This window comes from Amycolatopsis thermalba (assembly GCF_003385215.1).
In the GTDB taxonomy this organism is placed as follows: Bacteria; Actinomycetota; Actinomycetes; order Mycobacteriales; family Pseudonocardiaceae; genus Amycolatopsis_E; species Amycolatopsis_E thermalba.
Map to the genome: position 1 here is coordinate 14087 of NZ_PQHW01000073.1, position 22327 is coordinate 36413.

The following is a 22327-nucleotide window of genomic DNA, read 5'->3' on the forward strand; positions in this document are numbered from 1 at the left end:
CGTGTCGCGCACCGCCCCCGGGCTGCCGGCCGTGGCGGCGACCCTGCTGGCCCGGCTGGACTCCCTCGCCGCCCAGATGACCGCCCGGATCCGGGACGAGATCGACTTCTACGTGGTCAGCGACGACGTGCCGGACAGCTCGCTGGCCGCGTCCGTACAGGACAACCTGCGGCTGATCCTGCGCGCCCTGATCGCGGGCGAGCCGCCGGACCTGGCCGCCGCGCACGCCACCGGACGGGAGCGGGCCCGGCAGGCCGCGCCGCTGCCCGAGGTGCTGGCCGCCTTCCGGGTCGGGTTCGGCGCGCTGTGGGCCGCGATCGCCGCCGAGGCCCGCGCGTCCCGGGCCATCGACGACGCCGCCCTGGTGGACATGGTCGCCGAGGTGTGGCAGCTGGCCGGGGACGTCGCCGACGCGATGACCGCGGCCTACCGGGACGCCGTCGCCGAGATGATGCTGCGCGACGAGCACCGCCGGTCGGTGCTGGTCGAGGCGCTGCTGTCCGGGGAGATCGCCGACCAGCGGTCGCTGTGGGAGACCGCGCACACGCTGCGGCTGCCGGTCGAGGGGCGGTTCCTGGTCGTAGCGGCGGCGACGCCCGAGCCGGGCCGGGAAGCGTTGCCGGAGATCGCCTCCCGGCTGGACGCCTCCGACATCCGGTCGGCCTGGCGGCTGCAGCCGAACCAGCAGATCGGGGTGCTGTCGCTGCCGCCATCGGCCACTGTGGACGGTGTGCTCGCGGTGCTGCGGCGGACGAACGCGCGCGCGGGCGTCAGCCCGCTGTACTCCGCGCTGCGGGAGACACCGCAGGCCCTGCAGTTCGCGCGGCTGGCGCTGCGCGGGCTCGGTGAAGGTGAGGTCGCGCAGTTCGCCGACACCCCGCTCGCGGTGCTGATGGCGGCGGCGCCCGCCGAGGCCGGGCAGGTCGCCGCCCGGGTGCTCGGCCCGGTGCTGGCGCTCGGCGACGGCGCGACGCTGGTCGACACGCTGGAGTGCTGGTTCGGCGCGGGCGGATCGGCGGGCGAGGCGGCGCGGCGGCTGTTCTGCCACCCCAACACCGTGCGGTACCGGCTGCGGCGGATCGAGGAGCTGACCGGGCGGAAGCTGGCGGATCCGGCGGCGGTCGCGGAGCTGTCCGCCGCCCTCCAAGCCTTACGCATGCTTCCCTAAACGTCCCTATCTGGTACATTGAAGGTATGTACAAGGTGATTGAGAGCCCGATCGCGTCCGAGGCTGACGCGATCGACGTGATGGGGCAGCTCTACGGGCAGGACGTCGAGTGGCTCGTCCTGCCGGTGGAGCGGCTGGACCCGGGGTTCTTCGACCTGAGCACGGGCATCGCGGGCGCGGTCACCCAGAAGTTCCTGAACTACGGGTTCCGGCTGGCGATCGTCGGCGACATCTCGCGGTTCACCGCGGCGAGCGAGGCGCTGGCCGCCTACGTGCGGGAGTCGAACCGGGGCCGGCAGGTGTGGTTCGCGCCGGACCTGGACGCGCTGGAGGCCCGGCTCCGGCCGGCCGCCTGAGGAACCGGTTCCGCCGCACCCGCGTCTCAGCCCCGGTTTCGATGATCGACTGGGAGCGACGACGTGGTGCACAAGGTGACGGGGGTTCTGGCGGCGGCCTGCGCGGTCGTGGTGCTCGCCGGATGTGGTTCCGATGGCGGGCACCCGGCCGCGCCGCCACCGTCGACCAGCGCCGCGCCGGCCGCGCCGCGGGAACCGGTGCCCGCTGCGTTCGACAGCGCCCGGGGCTGGTCGATCAGCGAGGACCAGGACGTCGAGTTCGCCCGCCCCACGGGTGCGCCGCGGGCCGGGCTGCTGCTCGTGCTCGCGAGCGGCCCGGACGGGGTGCACGTGGTCGCGAACGACGCCGTCACCGGGGCGATCCGGTGGCGCAGCGCGCCAGTGCCGGAACTCGACAGCGGCCGTCTCGGCTCGACGGTGTTCGTCACCACCGACGGCGACCGGGAGTACGCGGTACTCGCCACCACCGGCGCGGGCGAGGACAACGGCGTGGACAAACCCGCGCGGAGCACGCGCCTCTACGTGTACGGCACCGACTCGTCCGGTTCGGTCACGCCCGAGCGGGAGATCAGCCTGCCCGTCGCGGTCGGCGACTACTGGGCCCAGGCCGATGGCCGGGTCTTCCTGGAGAACGGCGACGGCGTCACGGTGGTGCGCGTCGCGGACGGCAGCATGACGAGCTACCCGGCGGACGGCGCCCAGCTGCGGCCGCCGAAGGACTGCCCGCACGCCATCGGCTCGTGCGCGGACGGGATGACCGTCGTCGGCATGACCGCGAACGGCCCGCTGGTGCAGGGCTTCCAGGCGTTCTGGGTCCCGGGCGGGTGGATCAGCGACGACGTGGTGCCCTCCGGTGCGAGTCCGAACGAGGGCTTCCGCAACGTCGAGATCGTCGCGTCCCCGGACGGCGAGACGATCCTCGCCGGGTGGCCGACCGAGGACCCCACCGAGTGGCTGTGGGCGCTGCACGACGCCGCCACCGGGCACGTCCGCGGCTCGGTGCGGTGTGACCTCCGCGGCGCGCACGGCCCGTCCGGTCTCACCCCGCTGGTGTCGGACCGGTTCGTGCTCGCCGGGTTCACAGCGTTCGACCTGCGGACCGGGCAGGGCCAGTGCTTCGCCGAAACCGCCGGCCGGCGGGCGATCGAGCTGACCGCGGTCGGCGAGGATGGCACCGCCTACGGCACGGCGGGCAGCGACGACACGCCGGTGAGCGTCTCACTGCTGACCGGCCAGGCGACGCCGCTGCCCGGCGGCACCGAGATCCCCGACGGCATCGCGGCCGGAGCGGCGTACCTGGGCACCGCCACCAACGGTGGCGAGAGCATCCTCGTCTACCCGCCCGCTTAGGGTGAGCACCATGACACGCGGCGACCTGCGTCCCCCCAGCCTGAACTCCGACGAGCGGACGACACTGGTGGCCTTCCTCGATTACCTGCGGGAATCGATCATCGCGAAGGCCACCGGGGTGCCGGACGAGGCCGCGCGCGCCGCGGGCGTCCCGTCCGGCACGAGCCTGCTGCGGCTGGTGAAGCACCTGACCGCGGTCGAGCACAACTGGTTCGTGTGGGCCTACGCGGGCGAAGAGGTCGAGCTGTGGGACGACGACGCCGTCCCCACGGCGGCCGACACGACGGATTCGCTGGTCGCCGAGTACCGCGCGATGGTGGAACGCGGCAACGCGATCGTCGCCGGGTGCGCGGACCTGGACCGGCCGGGCGCGCGTTCGCTGCGGGAGACCAAGCCGCCGTCGATGCGCTGGCTGCTCGTGCACATGATCGAGGAGACCGCCCGGCACGCCGGCCACGCCGACATCCTGCGCGAACAGATCGACGGCTCCACCGGCCGCTGACCGCGCGGGGCGGCGGCTCCGTCCCGTACGCCGGACGTGCCCGGCAACGAATGGCGGCTGGCGACGGTGCCCGCGCCGGACCCGGCCGAAGCGGCCTACTTCCACCCTGCGCCTGTGGTACCCGCGCGAACGCCTCGGCACCGAGCCGATCGAGATCGAGGCCGGACACTGCCCGCACGTCTCGCGACCGCGGCTCGTCGCCGGCATCCTCGGCGCCATCGCCTGAGCCCGCGGTCGCCGCCCGCGGGGGTCCCCGCGGACGGCACCGCACGACTCACGCGGTGGGCAGCGAAGCCAGCCGCGCGGTCAGGCGCTCGATGTCGGCGGCCGCGGCGTCCCGGCGCACCTTGATCTTCTCGACCACCTCGGCCGGCGCCTTGTCCAGGAACGCCTGGTTGCCGAGCTTGCCCTCGGTCTGCTTCAGCTCCTTCTGCGCCGCGGCCAGGTCCTTCTCCAGCCGCTTGCGCTCGGCCGCCACGACGACCGCGCCGGACAGGTCCAGCTCGACGTGCACGTTCCCGCCGGACAGGCTCACCTCGACCGACGCCGACGCCGTGAACCCGTCCGCCGGGGCGGTCAGCCGCGCCAGCGCCCGCACCGCCTCCTCGTGCCCGGACACGTCGCCGAAGCCCTCGCCGTCGACCCGCGCCGCGACGCGCTGACCGGGCTTGAGGCCCTGGTCGGAGCGGAACCGGCGGATCTCGGTGATCAGCTTCTGCACGTCGGCGATCCGGGCGTCGGCCGCCGCGTCGGCGTAGGAGGTGTCCGGCTTCGGCCAGGGCGCGATCACGATGGACTCGCCGCCGGTCAGCGCCTGCCACAGCTTCTCGGTGATGAACGGGATCACCGGGTGCAGCAGCCGCAGCACCGTGTCGAACACGTGCCCCAGCACCGCGCGGGTGCCCTCCGCCCGGTCACCCGCGATCTGGACCTTCGCCAGCTCCAGGTACCAGTCGCACAGCTCGTCCCAGGTGAAGTGGTAGAGCCGGTCGATGGCCTTGGCGAACTGGAAGTCCTCCAGCAGGTCGTCCACTTCGGACACCGTGGTGGCGAGGCGGCCGAGGATCCAGCGGTCGGCCTCGGTCAGCTCGACGCCGGTCGGCAGCGGCGTCGCCACCGTCGCGCCGTTCATCAGCGCGAACTTGGTGGCGTTCCACAGCTTCGTGCAGAAGTTGCGCGAGCCGGCGGCCCACTCCTCCGCCAAAGCCATGTCCGCGCCCGGGTTCGCGCCGCGGGCGAGGGTGAAGCGCGTGGCGTCGGCGCCGTAGGTGTCCATCCAGTCCAGCGGGTCGATGACGTTGCCGCGGGACTTCGACATCTTCTTGCCCTGCGCGTCGCGGATCAGCCCGTGCAGGTAGACGTGGTCGAACGGCTGGACGTCGTCGCCGGCGTAGAGGCCGAACATCATCATCCGGGCGACCCAGAAGAAGAGGATGTCGTAGCCGGTGGACAGGACGCTGGTCGGGTAGAACTTCGCCAGGTCCGGCGTCTTCTCCGGCCAGCCGAGCGTGGACAGCGGCCACAGGCCCGAGGAGAACCAGGTGTCCAGGACGTCCGGGTCCTGGGTCCAGCCCTCGCCCGTGGGCGGCTGCTCGTCCGGGCCGACGCACACGGTCTCGCCGTTCGGGCCGTACCAGACCGGGATGCGGTGGCCCCACCACAGCTGGCGCGAAATCGTCCAGTCGTGCATGTTGTCGACCCAGTCGAAGTAGCGCTTCGCCAGCTCCGGCGGGTGGATCTTGGTGCGCCCGTCGCGGACCGCGTCACCGGCCGCGCGGGCCAGCGGCTCGACCTTGACCCACCACTGCAGCGACAGCCGCGGCTCGACGACCGTGTCGCACCGCGAGCAGTGCCCGACCGCGTGCAGGTACGGCCGCTTCTCCGCGACGATCCGGCCCTGCTCGCGCAGCGCCGCGACGATCGCCGGGCGCGCCTCGAACCGGTCGAGGCCCTGGAACGGGCCCGGCACGGTGATCGTGGCGCGCTCGTCCATGATCGTCGGCATCGGCAGGTCGTGGCGGCGGCCGATCTCGAAGTCGTTCGGGTCGTGCGCCGGGGTGACCTTGACGGCGCCGGTGCCGAACTCGGGGTCCACGTGCTCGTCGGCGATGACCGGGATGCGGCGGCCGGTCAGCGGCAGCTCCACCTCGGTGCCGACCAGGTGCCGGTACCGCTCGTCGTCGGGGTGGACGGCGACCGCGGTGTCGCCCAGCATCGTCTCGGCGCGCGTGGTGGCCACGACGATCGAGTTCTCGCCGTCGCCGTAGCGGATGGAGACGAGCTCGCCCTCGTCCTCGGAGTGCTCGACCTCGATGTCCGACAGCGCGGTGAGGCAGCGCGGGCACCAGTTGATGATGCGCTCGGCGCGGTAGATCAGGCCGTCGTCGTAGAGGCGCTTGAACACGGTCTGGACGGCGCGAGACAGACCCTCGTCCATGGTGAAGCGCTCGCGGGACCAGTCGACGCCGTCGCCGAGGCGGCGCATCTGGCCGAGGATCTTGCCGCCGTACTCGGCCTTCCACTCCCAGACGCGCTCGACGAACTTCGCGCGGCCCAGGTCGTGGCGCGACTTGCCGGACTTGGCCAGCTCGCGCTCGACGACGTTCTGGGTGGCGATGCCGGCGTGGTCCGTGCCCGGCAGCCAGAGGACCTCGTAGCCCTGCATGCGGCGGCGGCGCGTCATCACGTCCATGAGGGTGTGGTTGAGCGCGTGCCCCATGTGCAGACTGCCAGTCACGTTCGGCGGCGGCAGCACGATGGTGAACGGAGGCTTGTCCGACCCGGCGTCGGCCGTGAAGTAGCCCGCGTCTACCCACCGCTGGTAGAGGGCGGCTTCTTCGTCGGCCGGGTTCCACGCGGCCGGGAGGGCGGGCTGCTGGTCAGGGGCGTTCTCCGTCACAACCGGTAAGTGTACGAACCTGGTAATCAGCGCCGCATCCGCATTGCCTCCCGGGGCCGGTAACGATCTCCGGCCACCAGCGATGGGTCCGAAGTGGACGGCTACGAGCACACCCTGGACAACGCGCGGCCGGTGCCGTGGCGACTGACGGCGGCCCTGGTGACGGCGGCCACACTGGCCCTCGCCGGCGTGGCGGCGCTGCTGGTGGTGCCCGCGAGCAGACCCGGGGCCGTCCTGTCGGCGGTGCGGGCGGCGGGCCTGCCGGTCGCGCTCCCGATCGCCGTGCCGGTCGACCTCGCCGCACCGTTCGCCGCCACTCCCGCGGCCGCCTGGCCGGACGGCGTCGACGGGCTGCGCCTGCCCGCGGCGACCCCGGTCGGCGACTTCTCCGCCGCCGAGGTCGCCGCGGCGGCGGAGCAGGTCCGGCAGCTGACGGCGGCGCTCAACGTGGACCGCGAGGTGATCGAGCAGCGCCGCTTCGACCGCTTCCTGGGCCTGCTGTCCCCCAGCGCGCGCGAGATCGCCGAGCCGTCCGTGCTCGCGCGCACCGAGAACTTTCCGCCCTACCTCGCGGTGGTCGCCGACGGTTACCGGCTGCTGCCGGCGGGCCCCAAGACGGACGGGACCATGTCGGTGGGCCCGGGCACGAGCCGGGCCGAGCTGTCCGTGCGGGTGGACCTGCGCGTCGCGTACGCGTTCGACCCGGCGGGCGCGAAGGTGTTCGACCCGGCCGAACTGATCGTGCTCCGCACCTTCCAGCTCGACTTCGTGGTGCGCAGGTCGCCGCCGTTCAAGGCCACCACCGCCGGGATCCACGTCGTCGGCGGCCAGGCCTTCCTGGAGGGCGCCGCCTGCCGGTACGCCCGCGTGAACCTGATCGCACCGTTGTTTGCGGATCGGTCTCAGGATGCTTGCACCACGTAACGATCTTCGCCGCCCGTCGATCACCAGTCGAGATCGAACCGGAAGGGCGGGTCCGAAGTGGACGACTACGACATCGGGCAGCACCCGGATCTGCGGGATCCGGACTGGCAGCGGCACGCGGTCAAGGAGGCGTGGGTCGACCTGCGCAGGCAGCGCCGCCGGGCGCGGATGGGCAAGCGGCTCGCGTGGACCGGCGTGTCGCTCGTCGTCGTGGCCGGGGCCGTGTTCGGGTTCGTCCAGTGGGGCCGCTCGACGTCCGCCCACTACGACGGCGGCGCTCCCCCAGCGGCCGAGATGCGCCCGACCACGCCCAGCGTGCTGCCGGACCTCGCGCGGGTGAACCTGGAGCGTCCCTTCGACGGCACGCCCGCCGAGACCTGGGGCGAGTCGGTCGACAGCCTGCTGACCCCGCCGCCCGGCCCGGTCGGCAAGTTCTCCGCCGGCGAGGTGCAGAACGCCGTCGCCCAGGTGAAGGAGGTCATCCGGGCGGGCAGGCTCGACCGCCGCACCATCGAAGGCCACGACGGATCGCTGCTGCTGAACCTGCTGGCCCCGAACGCCCGGCCGGAGTTCGCCAAGGCGATCACCGACCGCACCGAAGGCCTCCGGGAGGTGGTCAGCTTCGCCGAGGACGGCTACCGGCTGCTCCCCACCGGCCCGCGGATCACGGGCACCATCACCGCGGCCCCCGGACGCGAGCCGAACACCCTGGCCCTGCACGCCGACTATTCGGTGGCCTACGCGTTCGACCCCGGCAGCCACGCACCAATCCTGGGCCCCGGTGACATCGACGTGTTCCTCCGCTACGAGGTGGATTTCGAACTGGTCCGGGGCACCACCTACCAGAAGAACGACCGCGGTTTGTGGGTGACGAGCACGCAGGGAGTCGTCTACTCGATGGCCTGCGAGCCGTCGAAGCGCGGCTACCTGGCACCGGCGTACAGCGAGCCGTATCCGGACGACCCGGAGGCCGTCGGCTTCGACGAGGCCGCGATGTACGACGTGACCAAGCCGATGCCCGAGTTCACCGGGGGTTGCGAGTAGCCGGTTCGACAGTCCAGGCTCAACAGCCTAGACTGTCTATATGACCCGGGTACCGAACGACGCGGCGCGCCTCGCGGGAGCCGTGCGCGCCGTGGTCGGGCAGTTGCACCGCCGCCTCCGGCAGGTGGACAACGCGGGCGTCCTGACGCCCTCCCAGTCGGCGGTGCTCGCGCGCCTGCACCGGGACGGGCCGGCCACCCAGGCGCAGCTCGCGGCGGCCGAGCACGTCCGGCAGCAGTCCATGGCGGCCACGCTGGGCGCCCTGGACGAGCTGGGCTACCTCAGCCGCACCCGCGACCCGCACGACGGGCGCCGCGTGCTGGTCGCCCTGTCGGACCTGGGCGAGAAGACCGTGCGGGGCGTGCACCAGCACCGCGAGGAGTGGCTGGCCCGCGCCCTGACCGACGACCTCACCGCCGAGGAACGCCGCAAGCTCGACGAAGCGCTGCCCCTGCTCGCGAAGCTCGCGCAGCGATGAGGAAGTGGTGACGACGCCTCAGCGGACGACCCAGCCCACGCGAACCGCCTACCCGCCGCGCCTGGTCCTGCCCCTGGTGGCCAGCGCGGTGCTCAACCCGATCAACTCCACCCTGATCGCCGTGGCGCTGGTGCCCATCGGCCAGGCGTTCGGCGCCGGGCCGGGGCAGACCGCGTGGCTGATCACCTCGCTCTACCTGGCCACCGCCGTCGGGCAGCCGGTGGTGGGGCTGTTCGTCGACCGGTTCGGCGCGCGGCGCGTGTTGCTGGCCGGCGCGGTCACCGTGCTGCTCGCCGGTGTCGGCGGGCTGCTCGCGTTCTCGCTGGGCTGGCTGGTCGCGGTCCGGGTGGTGCTCGGGATCGGCACCTGCGCCGGCTTCCCGGCCGCGATGGCGGTGCTGCGCAAACGCGCGGACGCCACCGGCGGCGGCGTGCCGAGCCGCATCCTGTCGATCCTCGCGATGTCCGCGCAGACCGTCATGGTCATCGGCCCGACGCTGGGCGGCGCGTTGATCGGCCTGGCCGGCTGGCCGGCGATCTTCGCGGTCAACATCCCGCTCGCCGCGGTCGCGTTCGTGCTCGCGCTCGTCTGGGTGCCCAGGGACCCGCCGCGCACCGGCCCGCGGGAGCCGATCGACGCCGCCGGCATCGCCCTGTTCTCCGCGACCCTGCTCGCGGTGCTCCTCTACGTGATGGCGCCCGCGGTGTCCGACCTGTACCTGATCGGTGTCGCGCTGGTGCTGGGCGCCCTGTTCGTCCGGGTCGAGCTGCGCGCCCGCCGCCCGTTCGTCGACCTGCGGATGCTCGCCGGGAACGGCCCGCTGCTGCGCACCTACCTGCGGCAGTCGCTGGCGTTCCTCATCGTCTACTCGATCATGTTCGGCTACGTGCAGTGGCTGGAGTCGGCGCGCGGGCTCACCGAGTCGGCCGCGGGCGCGCTGCTGACGCCGATGTCGGTCGCCGCCGTGCTGGCGGCCGCCTTCGCGGGCAAGCCGACGCGGCTCAAGGGCCGCCTGATCGTCAACTCGCTGGCCCTGCTCGCCGGGTCGGTGCTGCTGCTGTTCGTGGACGACGGGACCTGGATCGGCGCGCTGGTCGTGCTCGCCGCGGTGTTCGGGCTCGGCCAGGGCCTGACGAGCGTGACCAACCAGACCGTCCTCTACGGCCAGGCCCCGCCCGAGGTGATCGGCACCGCGAGCGGGCTGTTCCGCACCGCGCAGTACCTGGGCGCGATCGCGTCGTCCACGTTGATCGCCCTGTGCTTCGGCGACGAGACCACCTCGCGTGGCCTGCACGAACTGGCGACGGCGCTCATCGTGATCGGCGTCGTGCTGTTCGCTGTGACGCTGGCCGACCGGAAACTCCCGAAATCCGGTACTCGACCCGGGGCGGCCGCTAACGCAAGATAGGGGACGTGACACGCAACGCTCCTCGCGCCGACATCGACGAAGCCGCCCTCGAAGTGCACAAACCCAAGGAATGGGCGGCCGGCATCCCGGGAGTGGCGGTGTCACTCCTGCGCGGTGTCGAGCAGATGGGCACCGGCCGCACGGTGAAGACCCTGCGCCTGCTCAACCAGCGCGACGGCTTCGACTGCCCCGGCTGCGCCTGGCCGGAGCCCCGCGCCGAGGACGGCGAGCACCGCAAGTTCGCCGAGTTCTGCGAGAACGGCGCGAAGGCGGTCGCCGAGGAGGCCACGAAACGGCGCGTCGGCCGGGAGTTCTTCGCCCAGCACTCCGTCGAGGAGCTGCACGGCCGCACCGACTACTGGCTCGGCCAGCAGGGCAGGCTCACCGAGCCGATGGTGCTGCGCGAGGGCGGCACGCACTACGAGCCGATCAGCTGGGACGACGCCTTCCGCCTGATCGCCGGCCGGCTCACGGAACTGGACAACCCGGACGAGGCGATCTTCTACACCTCGGGCCGCACCAGCAACGAGGCCGCGTTCCTGTACCAGCTGCTGGTGCGCTCGTTCGGCACGAACAACCTGCCGGACTGCAGCAACATGTGCCACGAGTCCTCCGGCGCGGCGCTGTCGGAGGCCTACGGCATCGGCAAGGGGTCGGTCAGCCTGGCCGACATCCACCACGCCGACCTGATCGTCGTCGTCGGCCAGAACCCGGGCACCAACCACCCGCGCATGCTGTCCGCGCTGGAGGAGGCGAAGGGCCGCGGCGCGAAGGTGATCGCGGTGAACCCGCTGCCCGAGGCCGGGCTGATGCGGTTCAAGAACCCGCAGAACCCGCGCGGGGTGGTCGGCAAGGGCACGCCGCTGTCCGACGAGTTCGCCCAGATCCGGCTCGGCGGCGACCTGGCGCTGTTCCAGGCGATCGGGCACCTGCTGCTGTCGTGGGAGGAGGAGGCGCCGGGCACGATCGTCGACCGCGCGTTCGTCGACTCCTCGACGCACGGCTTCGACGACTGGGCCAAGAACCTGCGGGAGATCGACTGGGCGGCGATCGACGAGGCCACCGGCCTGGACCGCGGCCAGATCGAGCGGATCGCGCGGATGATCGCCGCGTCCGAGCGCACCGTCTACTGCTGGGCGATGGGTGTCACGCAGCACCGGCACGCGGTCGCGACGATCCAGGAGATCAGCAACCTCGCGTTCGCGCGCGGCATGATCGGCAAGCCGGGCGCGGGCCTGTGCCCGGTGCGCGGGCACTCCAACGTGCAGGGCGACCGCACGATGGGTGTCTGGGAGAAGATGCCCGAGGCGTTCCTGAGCAAGCTGGAGGACGAGTTCGGCATCCCGGTGCCGCGCAAGCACGGGTTCGACACGGTGGACGCGATCCGCGCCATGCGTGACGGCCGGGGCAAGGTCTTCCTCGGCATGGGCGGCAACTTCGCCGCCGCCACGCCGGATTCGGAGCTGACCGAGCGGGCGCTGCGCTCGTGCGAGCTGACGGTGCACGTGTCGACCAAGCTCAACCGGTCGCACGTGGTGCCGGGCCGGACCGCGCTGATCCTGCCGACGCTGGGCCGCACCGAGCGGGACACGCAGGCCACGGGCGAGCAGTTCGTCACGGTCGAGGACTCGATGTCGTGCGTGCACGTCTCGCGCGGGCGGCTGAAGCCGGCGAGCGAGCACCTGCTGTCGGAGGTGGCGATCGTCTGCCGGCTGGCGCGCGAGCTGTTCGGCGACGACCACGCCGTGCCGTGGCGGGACTTCGAGGGCGACTACGACCTGATCCGCGACCGGATCGCGGCCGTCGTGCCCGGGTGCGAGGACTACAACGCGAAGGTGCGGCAGCCGGACGGGTTCGTCCTGCCGCACCCGCCGCGCGACTCGCGGTCGTTCCAGACGAGCACCGGCAAGGCGAACTTCACGACGAGCGAACTGGAGTTCCCGCGGGTGCCGGCGGGCCGGCTGCTGCTGCAGACGCTGCGCAGCCACGACCAGTACAACACCACGATCTACGGCCTGTCCGACCGCTACCGCGGCATCGAGGACGCGCGCCGGGTGGTGCTGGTGCACGCCGACGACCTGGCCGAACTGGGCTTCGCCGACGGGCAGCTGGTCGACCTGGTGTCGGAGTGGGAGGACGGCAGCGAGCGGCGGGCGGAGCACTTCCGGACCGTGGCCTACCCCACGGCCCGCGGCTGCGCGGCGGCCTACTTCCCGGAGGCGAACGCGCTGGTGCCGCTGGACTCGGTGGCGAAGAAGTCGAACACGCCGGTCTCGAAGGCGATCGTGCTCCGGCTGGAGCCCGCGTCCTGACGCGACGATCTTGTCCGATTTCCGCCAGCGTGGCTGGGGCGCCGACCAGTGACGTCCCCCGGATGGTCAACAGAGCCGTCGTACAGGCCGCGTGGCGCGCGTTCGCCACACATGACGCGAAGCAGATCGCGGCGTTCTTCACCGAGGACGCCGAGTGGCTGGCACCGGCGGGCAACGCCACGGCCGTCGCGCTCGACGCGCCCAGCCACATGGTGGGCCGGGACGCGATCACGCGTTTCCTGGCGCACGACTTTTCGCGGCTGTTCGTCAGCGACGTCTCGGTGGAGTTCCACGGCTTCTACGCAGATGGCGACCGGGTGGTCGTGGAAGAGACGATGAGCGCCACGCTGGCGAACGGCAACGCCTACCGCAACGACTACTGCTTCGTCTTCGAGTTGCGGGACGGGCTGATCCACCGGGTCCGCGAGTACCTGGACACCGCCCGCGGGCACCGCGCCGTCTTCGGCGCGGCCGTGCCGGCGGCGTCCTAGAGCACCTGGCTGCCGTACATCTCGCCGAGCGGGTCGGCGATCAGCTCGATGCGGGCGCCGTCCGGGTCGCGGAAGTAGACCGACACGTCGCTGTGCACCGCGTGCTCCACGCCGGCCTCGTCGAGCTTGGCGACCAGCCGCTGCCACCGCTGCGGGTCGACCGAGATGGCGATGTGGTGCAGCCCGCCGAGCACCTCGGCGCAGGGCCCGACGTCCAGGCCCGGGAAGTCGAAGAACGCCAGCAGGTTGCCGTTGCCGATGTCGAAGAAGAAGTGCGACGACCCGGGGTAGTCGCGGTTCTCGATCAGCTCGGTGAGCGGGAACTCCAGCAGGTCCTGGTAGAAGCGGACGGTCCGCTCGACGTCGCTGCTGATCAGCGCCGTGTGGTGCAGCCCGCGGGCGGACGAGGGCGGGCGCTGCCCGGCCGGCTTGAGGTGGGTGTCGCGGATGCGGTCGCGCTCCCGGCGGACCGCGTCGAGGTCGACGGAGGTCATGGCCTGCGTTCCTTTCTGGTGGCGGAGGTGGTGTGCCCGGCGTACCCGCCGGGCACCACCGCCATCCGCGTCAGGCGGCCTTGATCGCGGAGACCTCGAACTCGAGGGTGACCTTGTCGCTCACCAGGACACCGCCGGTCTCCAGCGCGGCGTTCCAGGTGACGCCGAAGTCCTTGCGGTTGATGGTGGTCGAGCCCTCGAAGCCGATCCGGGTGTTGCCGAACGGGTCCTGGGCGGTGCCCTCGAACTCGAACTGGACCGTGACGGACTTGGTGATGCCCTTGATCGTCAGGTCACCGGTCACGTCGAAGCTCGCGTCGCCGGTCTGCCGGATCGCGGTGGACGCGAAGGTGATCTCCGGGTACTCATCCATCGACAGGAAGTCGTTGCTGCGCAGGTGGGCGTCGCGGTCGGCGTTGCGGGTGTCGATGCTGTTCGCCTTGATGGCGATCGTCACCGACGACTTGGCCGGGTCGTCACCGTCGATGTGGGCGGTGCCGGTGAACTCGTTGAACGCGCCGCGCACCTTGGTGACCATCGCGTGGCGGGCGACGAAGCCGATCCGCGTGTGGGTCGGGTCCAGGGTGTACTCGCCGGTCAGGTTCGCGTAGCTGGTCTGGGTGGTCATTGTGGGTTCCTCCCGTGAAGGTCCGGTTGATGTGTCATCGACACAGTGACACAACTTAGATGACGCGTCAACTATTCCCGCTATACTCGGTGGCATGACCCGATGGCTCGATGACGGTGAACAGCAGGCGTGGCGCGCGTACGTGAAGATGCAGAGTCACCTCAACGCCGCACTGGGCCGCCGGATGCAGGCGGACTCCCGGCTGTCGCTGCCCGACTTCGAGGTGCTGGTGCAGCTCACGGACACACCCGAGGGCCGGGTGCGGGTGTTCGAGCTGGCCAGGGCGCTGGACTGGGAGAAGAGCAGGCTGTCGCACCACCTGCGGCGCATGCAGAAGCGCGGGCTGGTGGCGCGCGAGGAGTGCGCGGACGACGCGCGCGGCGCGTTCATCGTGCTGACGCGGGAGGGCCGGGAGGCGATCGAGCAGGCCGCGCCGCACCACGTGGACAGCGTGCGGGAGCTGGTGTTCGACGTGCTCACCCACGACCAGGTGGAAGCCCTCCGGGCGATCTCGGAACGGATCCTGAAGGTGGTTCGCCCGGAGGACTGTCCCTAGGACCGCAGGTAGGAGGCGCCGTTGAGGTCGAGGATGGCGCCGGAGGCCCACTCGGCCTCCGCCGAGGCCAGGTAGACCACGGCCGCGGCGATCTCCTGCGGCTGGGCGACGCGGCCGAACGGCGACTGGGCCCGCAGCGCGTCGCCGCGCTCACCGGTCAGCCAGCCCGCGACGCGCTCGGTCGCGATGAACCCGGGCGCGACCGTGGCGACCGCGATGCCGTGCGGCGCGAGGTGCACCGCCAGCGACTGCCCGAGCGAGTGCAGCGCGGCCTTGGTCGCGCCGTAGGCGGGGTGGTCCGGCTCACCGCGGAAGGCGCCGCGCGAGCCGACGTTGACCACCCGTCCGGCCGCGCCGCGGGCGATCATGTGCCGGGCGACGCAGAACGTGATGTCCGCCGCCCCGAGCAGGTTCACCTCCACCGACTGGCGCCAGACCTCGCGCCAGTGCTCGAAGGTGGTGTCCGCGAGCGGGTGCGCGGTCTCGGTGGTGGTCACCACGGCGGCGTTGTTGACCAGGACGTCGACCCCGCCGAGCGCGTCTTCGGCGGTGTCGGCGAGGTGCCGCGCCTCGCGGATGTCGCCCTGGACCAGCGCGTGCCCGTCGCCGGGCAGGGCGGTCAAGGTGGCTTCCGCGGCGGCCTGGTTGGAGTTGTAGTGCACCGCGACACGGTCTCCGCGCTCGGCGAAGGCCGTGGCGATCGCGCGGCCCAGGCCCGCCGACGCGCCGGTGACGAGAACGCCGCGGCTCACTTGGCGAACAGCTGGGACTCGTCGCGGAAGGCCTTGAACTCCAGCGCGTTGCCGGCCGGGTCGTGCAGGAACATGGTCCACTGCTCCCCCGGCTCGCCCGCGAAGCGCTGGTAGGGCTCGATGACGAACTGGGTGCCGGCGTCCTGGAGGCGGCCGGCCAGCTCGTGGAAGGCCTCGACCGTCAGGACCAGGCCGAAGTGCGGCACCGGGACGTCGTGGCCGTCGACCGGGTTGCGGCCGGCCTCGTTGCGCGCGCCCTCGACCACGTGGGTGACGACCTGGTGGCCGTGGAAGTTCCAGTCCACCCACTTGGTGTCGGAGCGGCCCTCGGGCAGGCCGAGCACCCCGCCGTAGAACTCCCGGGCGCGGCCGAGGTCGTCGACCGGGATCGCGAGGTGGAACGCGGGGCGGGTCATAGTGCCTCCTTCTCAGTCGGTGGCTCCAGCTTGACCCGAGGTATGTCGTAATGTCAACATTAGTACATGCAACCCGCCCGGCGGCGCGGTCTGGCCGAGGAGGCCGCCGACCGCATCCGCGACGAGATCCTGTCCGGCCGCTTCGCGCCCGGAAGCGCGCTGCGAGAGGTCGAGCTGGCCGCTTCGCTGCAGGTCAGCCGGGGGTCGGTGCGCGAGGGGCTGGCGATCCTGGAGCGCGAGGGGCTGGTGCGCAGCGAGTGGCACCGGGGCACGCGGATCATCGAGCTGAGCGAGACCGACATCACCGAGGTCTACGCGGTGCGCGCGGCCCTGGACCGGCTGGCGACGCTGACCGCGGCGGCGCGGGGACGGCCGGAGCAGTTCGACGAGCTGGACCGCCTGGTCGCGGCGATGGAACGGGAGGTGGACGGCGCGGCGGACGGCGACCGGCTGGTGGCGCTGGACATCGAGTTCCACGACTGCGTGTACGCGATGGCGGGCAACGGAAGGCTGACCAGCGCGTGGGAGGCCGTGCGGTCGCAGGTGCACCTGTTCCAGGCCCACCGGGTGCGGCTGTCACACGAGCACTACCGGACCCGCGTGGTGGACGAGCACCGCGAACTGGCGACGCTGCTGCGTGCCGGACGGACCGAGGGGCTGGGCGACCTGGCCGAGGAACACGTCCAGTCAGCCTGCCGGGGGCTGATCGAGAGCCTGCGCACCTGAGCCGCCGAGCGCCTCGACCAGGCTCGCGCCCGCTCCACGAACCGCCACCGGACCCGCGCGGAACGAACACCGCGAACTGGCGACGCTGCTGCGTGCCGGACGGACCGAGGGGCTGGGCGACCTGGCGGAGGAGCACGTGCAGTCAGCGTGCCGGGGGCTGATCGAGAGCCTGCGCACCTGAGCCGCCGAGCGCCTCGACCAGGCTCGCGTAGCCGGCGCGTTCCTCGTCGCTCAACGCGGCGAAGCGCTCCGCCACCAGCTCGGCGAACCGTCGCCGGATTCGCTCCCGCAGGTCCTCCCCCGCGGCGGTCAGCACGATACGGCTGATGCGCCGGTCCTTCTCGTCCGGCTCGCGCGCCAGCAGGCCGCGCTTGCCGAGTCGGTCGACCATCCCGGTCACGTTCGTCTTGTCGCAGCGCCGCCAGCTCGCCGAACGACGGGCGCCGCGACAGCGCGCACAGCACCTGCGTCTGCTGGCTCGTCAGGTCGAACTCCCGCGCGATGCCCGCGTACAGCACCGCCGCCTCGTGGTGCAGCGCGGCGACCGCCCTGGCCAGACCGGGCGGCTCGCGCCAACGCCGGCATCGCGCGGTTCGCGCCGCTCGCCGAGGCCACCGACGAGGACTTCGAGCTGGTCTTCGCCACCAACACCGGCGCGACCTTCACCGCCCTGCGCGAAGCCGCCCGCCGGCTCCGGGACGGCGGCCGGATCATCATCATCAGCAGCGGGACCGTGGCCACGGCGCGGCCGAACTCGGGCGTCTACGCGGCCAGCAAGGCCGCCGGTGACCAGCTGGTGCGCGCGGCCGCCAAGGAACTCGGCCCGCGCGGGATCACCGCGAACAGCGTCCTGCCCGGCGCCACCCGCAGCGACGCGCTGGACGCGGGCATGAGCGCGGACCGCCTCGCCGCGACGGTCGCCCAGACCCCGCTGGGGCGGCTGGGCGAGCCGTCGGACATCGCCTCGGTCGTGGCGTTCCTCGCCTGGGCGGACGGCGGCTGGATCACCGGCCAGACCATCCACGCCGGGGGCGGGCTGTTCTAGCCGCCGAACAGCTTGATCACCTTGAGGATCAACTCGTAGAGCCCGTAGAGGAACGGCACGCCCACCCACAGCCAGGCCAGGGTCATCAGCCACACCCGGCGACGCGCGGGGCTCTGCTCCGGCGTGCTCATTTCGCCTCCTCGCGCGCGGCGTCCGCGCTCTCCGGCTCGTGGTACTTCGCGTTCACCGGGCGCACCAGCTCGTTGGCGATGAAGCCGACCACCAGCAGCGCGATCATGATGTAGAACGACGTGGTGTAGAGGTCGGGTCCCTGCTTGCCGGCGTGCTTCTGGCTGTCGGCGATCGCGTTGACGATCAGCGGCCCGAGCACGCCGGCCGCCGACCACGCGGTGAGCAGGCGGCCGTGGATGGCGCCCACCTGGTAGGTGCCGAACATGTCCTTCAGGTACGCCGGGATCGTGGCGAAACCCGCCCCGTAGAAGGACAGGATCACCATGGCCGCGACGATGAAGACCACTTTGGACGAATTGCCGGCGAGGGCGATCACCAGGTACAGCAGCGCGCCCACACCGAGGTACATCCGGTAGATGTTCTTCCGCCCCACGATGTCCGAAGTGGACGACCACACGAACCGGCCGAGCATGTTGGTCAGCGACAGCAACGCGACGAAACCGGCGGCCGCGGTCGCGCCGACCGGCACCGGCGTGCCCCGGAAGAAGTCGGTGATCATCGGCGACGCCTTCTCCAGGATGCCGATGCCCGCGGTCACGTTGAAGCACAGCACGACCCACAGGCACCAGAACTGGGGGGTCTTGATGGCGTTGGCCGCCGACACGTTCGCCGTGGTGATCATCGACCGGGCCTTCACCGCCGCCGGCTCCCAGCCCTTCGGCTTCCAGCCCTCGGCAGGCACGCGCACCAGGAACACCCCGAGCGACATGAACAACGCGTACACCACACCGTGGATCAGGAACGAGGTGCCGATACCGCTCGGCGTGGACCCGAACGACTCCAGCATCTGGCTCGACCACGGCGAGGCGATGAGCGCTCCCCCGCCGAAACCCATGATCGCGATCCCGGTCGCCATGCCCGGCCGGTCCGGGAACCACTTGATCAGCGTCGACACCGGCGAGATGTAACCGATGCCGAGCCCGACGCCGCCGATCAGGCCGTAGCCGAGCACCACCAGCCAGTACTGGGAGGTGAACGCGCCCAGCGCGGACACCAGGAAGCCGGTGGAGAAGCAGGTCATCGACACGAACATCGCCCAGCGCGGCCCGTTGCGCTCGACCAGCGTGCCGCCGAAGGCCGCGGACAGGCCGAGCATGACGATGCCGAGCTGGAACGGCAGCGCGCTGAGCGTGCCGGACAGGCCCAGGGCCTTCTCCAGCGGCGGTTTGAACACGCTCCACGCGTAGGCCTGGCCGATCGCGAGGTGCACCGACAGGGCCGCCGGCGGGATCAGCCACCGGCTCCAGTCCGGAGGCGCGATGCTGTGCGAACGGTCGAGGAATGTGACGGCCACGGCGGGCTCCCCTACGCTGGTGATTGAGCCTGCAATTTCTTACTAGATGCGCGACGGCACGGCAAGCTCCTGTCGTCGATGAGTGGAATGGAGTGCCCGATGGGGCGCGTGACGGTGCGACGACCGGTGCGGAAGGTGACCGACGGCGGGCGGACGCGGCGCGCCGACCTGCTGGCGGCCGAGGAGCCGCTGGAGCTGCGGGTCGGCGGCAAGGCCCTGGCCGTCACCATGCGCACGCCCGGCCACGACGTCGAGCTGGCGCACGGGTTCCTGCTGTCCGAAGGCGTGATCGCGTCGCGGGACGACGTGTTCACGGCCCGGTACTGCGACGGCGTCGACGACCAGGGCCGCAACACCTACAACGTCCTCGATCTCACCCTGGCCGAGGGCGTGGCGCCGCCGGAGACGGGCGTGGAGCGCAACTTCTACACGACGTCCTCGTGCGGGGTGTGCGGCAAGGCGGCGCTGGACGCGGTGAAGCTCAAGACCCGCTTCGCGCCCGGGGAGTCGGCGTTCGCCGTGACCACCGACGTGCTCGCGGGGCTCCCGGAGGCGTTGCGCGCGCAGCAGCGCGTGTTCGCCAGCACCGGCGGCCTGCACGCGGCCGGGTTGTTCCGCGCGGACGGGTCGCTGCTGGCCGTGCGGGAGGACGTGGGCAGGCACAACGCGGTCGACAAGGTGCTGGGCTGGGCGCTGCTGGAGGGCCGGGTGCCGCTGTCGGACTGCGGGTTGCTCGTCTCCGGGCGGGCGTCGTTCGAGCTGGTGCAGAAGGCCGCGATGGCGGGCATCCCGTTCCTCGCGGCCGTGTCCGCACCGTCGTCGCTGGCGGTGGAGCTGGCCGAGGAGAACGGGATGACCCTCGTCGGGTTCCTGCGCGGCACCAGCATGAACCTCTACACCGGCGACCAGCGCGTGCTGGAGCCGGCCGGGGTGTGAGCGTCAGATCCGCGGCATGACCTCGGCGGCCACGCATTCCATCTGCTCGGCCTGGTCGGCGAACGGGGTGAACAGGATCAGCTCCGCACCCGCGTCGGCGACCTCCTGGACCCCGGCCACGCACTCCTCGGGGGTGCCGGCCACGGCGACGGCCTCCAGGCCGCGCTTGCCGTAGATGCCGGCGAGACCGTCGGCGGCGCGGCGCCGGGCGGCGTCCCCGTCGTCGTCGATCGAGATGTACACGCGCTTGGCGATCTGGAAGTCCTCGCGCCCGTCCAGCAGCTCGCGCAGCGTTTTGACCTGCTCGGCGAAGGCCGCGGTGGTCGAGGAGCCGGCGCCGAAGAACCCGTCGCCGTGCTTCACGGCGCGGGCGAGGGCGTTCGGGTGGCTGCCGCCGAACCACAGCGGCGGGCCGGGCTTCTGGAACGGCTTGGGCTCCATCGTGGCGCCCTCGAGCTGCCAGAAGCGGCCGTCGAAGTCGACCTCCTCTTCGGTCCACAGGGCCTTGAGCAGGCGGATGCCTTCGGTGAACCGGGCGACGTGCGCCTCGCCGTCGAGGCCGAACGCGCCGAACGGGCGGTTGCGCCCGCCGCTGCCGACGCCGACGTCCAAGCGGCCGCGGCTGAGCTGGTCGAGCGTGGCGAGGCTCTTCGCCAGGTGCGCGGGGATGTGCAGCGGGGTGACGTAGACGGCGCAGCCCAGGCGCAGGCGCTCGGTGCACGCGAACGCGTAGGCCATGGTTTCGTTCGCCGAGAGGTGCGGGAAGGCGCCGAGGACCTGTTCCTGGGTCCAGCCGCTCTCGAAACCGAGGTCCTCGGCCCGCCGCAGGTAGGCGCGGAAGGCGTCGGGGTCGAAGGCTCCGTCCGCCACGAACTGGGGAATCGAGATCGCGAACCGCATGATCACGAGACTAGCCCCGTCCGGTGTATCGCTTCCGGCCCTTCCCACGACATGGGTAGCGGGATTGATGTTCAATGGCGCCGGGAGGCCAGGTGAACGAGGACGAAGCGACCGAACCGCGCAGGCGGCCGAGCCGCCGTTCGGTGCTGATCGCGGGTGCTTCGGGCCTGGGGATCGCCGCGTTCGCCGCCGGGACCGCCACCGGGGTGCTGCCGGTGAGCGAGGCGCTGCAGCGGGCGCTGGGTGTGACGTCGTCCTCCCCGGCGACGCAGATCGGGGTCGCGAAGGTCGAGCGGGTGTGGTCGCGGTACCGGAACCGGATGGTCGACCTGGTGACCCTGCTGCCGTCGAAGTCCCCGCCGCGGAACCTGCCGGTGTCGCTGCTGCTGCACGGCCTGCGCGGACGGGCCAGGACGGCGGCGCCGACGGGGACGCTCGCCGAGCTGGCCAGCCAGGTCGCCCGGAAGCGGGTTCAGCCGTTCGGGTTCGTCGCGGTGGACGGTGGGGACAACTACTGGCACGAGAACATCCCCGGTGACGATCCGATGGGGATGCTGCTGGAGGAGGTTCCGCAGTGGCTGCGGGAACGCGGCCTCGGCGGCGTAGATGGACTGCCGTTCGCCTGCACCGGGATGTCGATGGGCGGTTTCGGTTCGCTGCTGTACGCCCGCCGCCGGGTGGAGCGGCGTCAGCCGGTGGGGGCGCTGGCCCTGCTGGCGCCGGCGCTGATCCTGTCCTGGACGGAGATGGCGAAGCGCAACGCCTTCCGCAACGAGGCCGACTGGGCATCGATGGACCCGCTGAGGAACCTGGGCGCGACGGCCGGCATCCCCACGGCCGTGTGGTGCGGCACGGAAGACGCGTTCATCAGCGGCGCCCGACGTTTCATCGCCGAGACGAGACCGGAAATCGGCTACACGGCGAAGGGCAAACACGGCGACTCGTTCAACCGCACGGTGGTGCCAAGCATGGTGAGCTTCCTCGGCAGGCACCACCCCGGCGCGTAGCGCAGGGTCCTCAGACCCAGGTAGCTGGGTGGTCATCCCGTCGCCTGACACCGCAACGATCACTTTGAGCCAGGCCCGCAACATCCGCTGCCAACGCGAGATGACATGCCAACCTTGCGGGCCTGGCTCAAAGTGATATGCACAAACCGGAAGGCGACGGGATGACCACCCAGCGACCACCCACCCGAGGCGAGACAACAACGGTCCCCCGTCATCCCGGAGCCTGCCCGTCCGGCGAGGACATCTTTTGATCTTTAGAGGTGACGTTAGGCAGGCGAAGAGCCCGCCCTACGGGCGGAGGCGCCTACGGCGCCGGAAGGTCACCTTGAGTGCCACCTCCCCCGCCCCCTCTCCTTGAGTGTGTATTGGTCGCCGAGCAGACGTGTCAAGGCGGGAAAGAGTACCTTGACACGCCTGATCGGCGACCAAAAGCGGGCTGGGGATCGGGG

General features: G+C 71.7%; 24 protein-coding genes. 15 read left to right on the forward strand and 9 right to left on the reverse strand.

What is annotated here, in order from left to right:
* The first annotated feature begins 1 nt into the window (after position 1).
* From D0D15_RS24845 to D0D15_RS24860, 4 genes are all read left to right on the forward strand, one after another.
* Positions 2-1168, forward strand: coding sequence for a PucR family transcriptional regulator (locus tag D0D15_RS24845; RefSeq protein WP_233157438.1), 1167 nt, complete (start codon positions 2-4; stop codon positions 1166-1168).
* A 26-nt stretch (positions 1169-1194) separates the two neighbouring features.
* Positions 1195-1524 (forward strand): DUF4180 domain-containing protein, encoded by a 330-nt coding sequence (locus D0D15_RS24850; RefSeq protein ID WP_094007747.1) that lies wholly within the window; start codon positions 1195-1197, stop codon positions 1522-1524.
* A 75-nt stretch (positions 1525-1599) separates the two neighbouring features.
* Complete coding sequence (locus D0D15_RS24855) at positions 1600-2874, forward strand: hypothetical protein (protein WP_115944778.1); 1275 nt, start codon at positions 1600-1602, stop codon at positions 2872-2874.
* 10 nt (positions 2875-2884) lie between these two features.
* Positions 2885-3376 carry a DinB family protein gene (locus tag D0D15_RS24860; RefSeq protein ID WP_167481558.1) on the forward strand — a complete coding sequence of 164 codons (492 nt, stop codon included), beginning with the start codon at positions 2885-2887 and terminating at the stop codon, positions 3374-3376.
* 274 nt (positions 3377-3650) lie between these two features.
* Here the strand turns inward: D0D15_RS24860 and D0D15_RS24870 are convergent, their stop codons facing one another.
* The gene (locus tag D0D15_RS24870; RefSeq protein ID WP_115944777.1) at positions 3651-6275 is read right to left on the reverse strand and encodes a valine--tRNA ligase; all 2625 of its coding nucleotides are present in this window, start codon (positions 6273-6275) and stop codon (positions 3651-3653) included.
* Between the two features lie 93 nt (positions 6276-6368).
* On the opposite strand from D0D15_RS24870, the gene D0D15_RS24875 reads away from it, so the two are divergent.
* The 6 genes from D0D15_RS24875 (at position 6369) to D0D15_RS24900 (ending at position 12932) form a co-directional block, all read left to right on the forward strand.
* Complete coding sequence (locus D0D15_RS24875; protein WP_094007749.1) at positions 6369-7199, forward strand: hypothetical protein; 831 nt, start codon at positions 6369-6371, stop codon at positions 7197-7199.
* 57 nt (positions 7200-7256) lie between these two features.
* Positions 7257-8243, forward strand: a complete 987-nt coding sequence (locus D0D15_RS24880) for a hypothetical protein (RefSeq protein WP_094007750.1) — start codon at positions 7257-7259, stop codon at positions 8241-8243.
* A gap of 40 nt (positions 8244-8283) precedes the next feature.
* Positions 8284-8721 carry a MarR family winged helix-turn-helix transcriptional regulator gene (locus tag D0D15_RS24885; RefSeq protein WP_094007751.1) on the forward strand — a complete coding sequence of 146 codons (438 nt, stop codon included), beginning with the start codon at positions 8284-8286 and terminating at the stop codon, positions 8719-8721.
* Between the two features lie 4 nt (positions 8722-8725).
* Positions 8726-10129: an MFS transporter gene (locus tag D0D15_RS24890; protein WP_094007752.1), complete on the forward strand. Its 1404-nt coding sequence runs from the start codon at positions 8726-8728 to the stop codon at positions 10127-10129.
* Between the two features lie 5 nt (positions 10130-10134).
* Complete coding sequence (locus tag D0D15_RS24895; RefSeq protein ID WP_094007753.1) at positions 10135-12441, forward strand: FdhF/YdeP family oxidoreductase; 2307 nt, start codon at positions 10135-10137, stop codon at positions 12439-12441.
* Between the two features lie 62 nt (positions 12442-12503).
* Positions 12504-12932, forward strand: a complete 429-nt coding sequence (locus tag D0D15_RS24900; RefSeq protein WP_094007754.1) for a nuclear transport factor 2 family protein — start codon at positions 12504-12506, stop codon at positions 12930-12932.
* Here the strand turns inward: D0D15_RS24900 and D0D15_RS24905 are convergent.
* Together D0D15_RS24905 and D0D15_RS24910 are read right to left on the reverse strand one after the other, a co-directional pair.
* Complete coding sequence (locus tag D0D15_RS24905) at positions 12929-13426, reverse strand: VOC family protein (protein WP_094007755.1); 498 nt, start codon at positions 13424-13426, stop codon at positions 12929-12931. The two genes, D0D15_RS24900 and D0D15_RS24905, sit on opposite strands and share 4 nt — an antisense overlap.
* A gap of 70 nt (positions 13427-13496) precedes the next feature.
* Positions 13497-14054, reverse strand: a complete 558-nt coding sequence (locus tag D0D15_RS24910; protein ID WP_094007756.1) for a YceI family protein — start codon at positions 14052-14054, stop codon at positions 13497-13499.
* Between the two features lie 94 nt (positions 14055-14148).
* On the opposite strand from D0D15_RS24910, the gene D0D15_RS24915 reads away from it, so the two are divergent.
* Complete coding sequence (locus D0D15_RS24915) at positions 14149-14610, forward strand: MarR family winged helix-turn-helix transcriptional regulator (protein ID WP_094007757.1); 462 nt, start codon at positions 14149-14151, stop codon at positions 14608-14610.
* Here D0D15_RS24915 and D0D15_RS24920 read toward each other — a convergent pair.
* Together D0D15_RS24920 and D0D15_RS24925 are read right to left on the reverse strand one after the other, a co-directional pair.
* Positions 14607-15362: an SDR family NAD(P)-dependent oxidoreductase gene (locus D0D15_RS24920; RefSeq protein WP_094007758.1), complete on the reverse strand. Its 756-nt coding sequence runs from the start codon at positions 15360-15362 to the stop codon at positions 14607-14609. The two genes, D0D15_RS24915 and D0D15_RS24920, sit on opposite strands and share 4 nt — an antisense overlap.
* On the reverse strand, positions 15359-15778 hold the full coding sequence (locus tag D0D15_RS24925; protein ID WP_094007759.1) for a VOC family protein: 420 nt from the start codon (positions 15776-15778) through the stop codon (positions 15359-15361). Before D0D15_RS24925 ends, D0D15_RS24920 begins: the two co-directional genes overlap by 4 nt.
* Positions 15779-15844: 66 nt before the next feature.
* Between D0D15_RS24925 and D0D15_RS24930 the strand changes: the two genes are divergently transcribed.
* Positions 15845-16504 (forward strand): GntR family transcriptional regulator, encoded by a 660-nt coding sequence (locus D0D15_RS24930; RefSeq protein ID WP_094007760.1) that lies wholly within the window; start codon positions 15845-15847, stop codon positions 16502-16504.
* Between the two features lie 142 nt (positions 16505-16646).
* Here the strand turns inward: D0D15_RS24930 and D0D15_RS37210 are convergent, their stop codons facing one another.
* Positions 16647-16895, reverse strand: a complete 249-nt coding sequence (locus D0D15_RS37210; RefSeq protein ID WP_233157440.1) for a MarR family winged helix-turn-helix transcriptional regulator — start codon at positions 16893-16895, stop codon at positions 16647-16649.
* A 192-nt stretch (positions 16896-17087) separates the two neighbouring features.
* On the opposite strand from D0D15_RS37210, the gene D0D15_RS24945 reads away from it, so the two are divergent.
* Positions 17088-17549 carry an SDR family oxidoreductase gene (locus tag D0D15_RS24945; protein ID WP_279630578.1) on the forward strand — a complete coding sequence of 154 codons (462 nt, stop codon included), beginning with the start codon at positions 17088-17090 and terminating at the stop codon, positions 17547-17549.
* On the opposite strand, the gene D0D15_RS37630 is transcribed toward D0D15_RS24945, so the two are convergent.
* On the reverse strand, positions 17546-17680 hold the full coding sequence (locus tag D0D15_RS37630; RefSeq protein WP_255407944.1) for an MFS transporter small subunit: 135 nt from the start codon (positions 17678-17680) through the stop codon (positions 17546-17548). The genes D0D15_RS24945 and D0D15_RS37630 overlap by 4 nt on opposite strands.
* Positions 17677-19035 carry an L-lactate MFS transporter gene (locus D0D15_RS24950; protein WP_094007761.1) on the reverse strand — a complete coding sequence of 453 codons (1359 nt, stop codon included), beginning with the start codon at positions 19033-19035 and terminating at the stop codon, positions 17677-17679. Before D0D15_RS24950 ends, D0D15_RS37630 begins: the two co-directional genes overlap by 4 nt.
* A gap of 99 nt (positions 19036-19134) precedes the next feature.
* Between D0D15_RS24950 and fdhD the strand changes: the two genes are divergently transcribed.
* Positions 19135-19971, forward strand: a complete 837-nt coding sequence (gene fdhD / locus D0D15_RS24955) for a formate dehydrogenase accessory sulfurtransferase FdhD (protein ID WP_094007762.1) — start codon at positions 19135-19137, stop codon at positions 19969-19971.
* Positions 19972-19974: 3 nt separating this feature from the next.
* On the opposite strand, the gene D0D15_RS24960 is transcribed toward fdhD, so the two are convergent.
* Positions 19975-20871 (reverse strand): LLM class flavin-dependent oxidoreductase, encoded by an 897-nt coding sequence (locus tag D0D15_RS24960; protein ID WP_094007813.1) that lies wholly within the window; start codon positions 20869-20871, stop codon positions 19975-19977.
* 74 nt (positions 20872-20945) lie between these two features.
* Here D0D15_RS24960 and D0D15_RS24965 point away from each other — a divergent pair, with 74 nt between their 5' ends.
* The gene (locus D0D15_RS24965) at positions 20946-21878 is read left to right on the forward strand and encodes an alpha/beta hydrolase (protein ID WP_094007763.1); all 933 of its coding nucleotides are present in this window, start codon (positions 20946-20948) and stop codon (positions 21876-21878) included.
* Positions 21879-22327: the final 449 nt, after the last annotated feature.

Coding starts and splice junctions, on each gene's coding strand:
- D0D15_RS24915 (WP_094007757.1), top strand. CDS start 14,149: ATGACCCGATGGCTCGATGACGGTGAACAGCAGGCGTGGCGCGCGTAC.
- D0D15_RS24905 (WP_094007755.1), bottom strand. CDS start 13,426: ATGACCTCCGTCGACCTCGACGCGGTCCGCCGGGAGCGCGACCGCATC.
- D0D15_RS37630 (WP_255407944.1), bottom strand. CDS start 17,680: ATGAGCACGCCGGAGCAGAGCCCCGCGCGTCGCCGGGTGTGGCTGATG.
- D0D15_RS24965 (WP_094007763.1), top strand. CDS start 20,946: ATGGCGCCGGGAGGCCAGGTGAACGAGGACGAAGCGACCGAACCGCGC.
- D0D15_RS24885 (WP_094007751.1), top strand. CDS start 8,284: ATGACCCGGGTACCGAACGACGCGGCGCGCCTCGCGGGAGCCGTGCGC.
- D0D15_RS24850 (WP_094007747.1), top strand. CDS start 1,195: ATGTACAAGGTGATTGAGAGCCCGATCGCGTCCGAGGCTGACGCGATC.
- D0D15_RS24930 (WP_094007760.1), top strand. CDS start 15,845: ATGCAACCCGCCCGGCGGCGCGGTCTGGCCGAGGAGGCCGCCGACCGC.
- D0D15_RS24925 (WP_094007759.1), bottom strand. CDS start 15,778: ATGACCCGCCCCGCGTTCCACCTCGCGATCCCGGTCGACGACCTCGGC.
- D0D15_RS24910 (WP_094007756.1), bottom strand. CDS start 14,054: ATGACCACCCAGACCAGCTACGCGAACCTGACCGGCGAGTACACCCTG.
- D0D15_RS24860 (WP_167481558.1), top strand. CDS start 2,885: ATGACACGCGGCGACCTGCGTCCCCCCAGCCTGAACTCCGACGAGCGG.
- D0D15_RS24960 (WP_094007813.1), bottom strand. CDS start 20,871: ATGCGGTTCGCGATCTCGATTCCCCAGTTCGTGGCGGACGGAGCCTTC.
- D0D15_RS37210 (WP_233157440.1), bottom strand. CDS start 16,895: ATGGTCGACCGACTCGGCAAGCGCGGCCTGCTGGCGCGCGAGCCGGAC.
- fdhD (WP_094007762.1), top strand. CDS start 19,135: ATGGGGCGCGTGACGGTGCGACGACCGGTGCGGAAGGTGACCGACGGC.
- D0D15_RS24900 (WP_094007754.1), top strand. CDS start 12,504: ATGGTCAACAGAGCCGTCGTACAGGCCGCGTGGCGCGCGTTCGCCACA.